The organism is Corallococcus sp. CA047B, assembly GCF_003612065.1.
Classification (GTDB): domain Bacteria; phylum Myxococcota; class Myxococcia; order Myxococcales; family Myxococcaceae; genus Corallococcus; species Corallococcus praedator.
This window is the reverse complement of the sequence record NZ_RAWD01000628.1, coordinates 1-1,771: the sequence shown is the minus strand read 5'-3', so window position 1 is coordinate 1,771 and position 1,771 is coordinate 1. Positions and strand designations below refer to the sequence as shown.

At 67.4% G+C, this 1,771-nt stretch carries 2 protein-coding genes; one reads left to right on the top strand and one right to left on the bottom strand.

The window, feature by feature from the left end; translation table 11 throughout:
- Positions 1–73: 73 nt before the first annotated feature.
- Positions 74–757: a DUF5953 family protein gene (locus D7X74_RS41755; protein WP_120538452.1), complete on the top strand. Its 684-nt coding sequence runs from the start codon at positions 74–76 to the stop codon at positions 755–757.
- Positions 758–835: 78 nt separating this feature from the next.
- On the opposite strand, the gene D7X74_RS43460 is transcribed toward D7X74_RS41755, so the two are convergent.
- The coding region (locus D7X74_RS43460; protein WP_199742021.1) for a hypothetical protein at positions 836–1,771 on the bottom strand (936 nt) is incomplete at its 5' end.

The window sequence follows — 1,771 nt, the reverse complement described above, 5'->3', positions numbered from 1 at the left end:
ACCAGCCGGACTTCCGGCGCCTGCGCTTCAGTGGCGGATGGCTGCTGCATGGGAAGTCTCGCTCCTCCCCCTCCTGTTCCTTCAACAGGAGGGCGACTGCGGTCTCTTCCGAACTGCAGCTGTAGGAGTAGGCGAAGGAGGCCGCCTCATTGCACTGCCTCAGCGCGATGCGTGGCTGGTGGAGAGGATTGAGGACGGGGGATTCCCGCTTGTGTGCAACGGAGACGAGAGTTACCCCGTGACGGTTACGGGGTGGGAAAGCCCGGCACTTCTCAGCCCGGGCGGTCAGTCCCAGTTTGAAGTTCATGCAAAGCTGCCATTGGACGAGTCCGTGCTCGCGACAGCGGCGGCAGTGCTTGAGGTAATGGCGGAGGGCGCGCACTCGTTCTGGGGGCATGCGTCGCCGAAGGGTTACGGCTCGGAGGTCTCACAGCAGATGCGACGCTCGGCTCATGGACCGGAGCGATCACCCCGTGGGCTACCCATGCTCAACCTTCCTGAGAAGCTCCCTGCCCCCGAGATCCCCTGTTTCCTCGGGTGGCTGAACCATTGGTCCGCCGCTGCCGCCCGGGCCATCGGTTTCCCGGATCCTGCTCGCGACACGGAGCTGCTTGCGCGGTCGCGTCGCACGGCCTCGGACGGGTGGATCGTGCAACTGACGGACGCGCCGCTCGATTACAACAACCCTGTGCACCTGGGAGTGCTCAAGCGCACCTATGAGCGCTTTCCGGAGATCGGCGGGCGCGCGGTACCTTGACCCCGCTTCATGAGGAGCCGGGTGGAAGGGCGGGGCCATCCGCCCCCGATGTTCCCCTCCACCCGCTGGGTCCGCCGGCTAGTACTTGAAGCCCAACTGGAGCGACAGGCCGGGGTACTGATCCACGGCGCCACCGGCGATGTACGGGTCGCCCACGTCGGGGTTGAACTTGAAGAAGTAGCGGCGCAGGTCCGCCTTGAGCCGCACGTCCAGGAAGCTGTTGAGCCGGTACGCCACGGACGCGCTGCCGGTGACGGCGCCCATGGACGCGTTGGGGAACCACGTGTCGGAGTTCAGCTCGCCCGCGCTCAGCGGGTGCAGGTAGCCCAGGCGGAAGTTGAAATCGAGCTTCTGCGTCAGCTCCGCGCGCAGGCCCAGCGTCAGGCCCGCGGTCTGGTACTCCACGTTGGGCAGGTCCAACGGACGCTCGTCGTTCACCGGATCGATGCGGAAGGTGTTCATCCCGTACGTGCCGGTGACCTCGAAGCCGTAGCGCTCCGCCTGGCCGAAGGGCATCACGTAGCGCAGGCCCGCCTGGAACTCGCGCGCGACGGTGGGATAGGAAACAGCCCCCGTGCTGCCAGTGGACTTCAAGCCGAACGACTGGTCGATGGCGCCGGTGATGCCCAGCCGCGCCAGCGCGCCCTGCTTGAAGCGCGCGAGCGGATAGACGGTGAGGTCACCGCTCACCTGCGGGGCACCCGGCAGCGCGAAGCCGCCCACGTCCGGGCCCAGCGTGTAGGGCCGCAGCACGCCGAACACGTCGTCCTTGTAGCGCAGCGACCTGCCGAAGAGCCGCAGGCCCAACGCACCCTCCACCAGGGGCGGACGGCGCTCGGTGCCGGCGTAGGTCTGCTTGTCCTCCGGTTCCTTCTCCTTCTCCTTCTCCTTCTCCTCGGGCTTCGGCGTGACGGCCACCGGCTTGCGCACGGGTGCCTTGTCTTCGGTGACGGGCGTCTTCGCGGGCGGCGGAGTCGGCGTCGTGTCCACGATGGGCGTCGCGGGCTTCAGCGG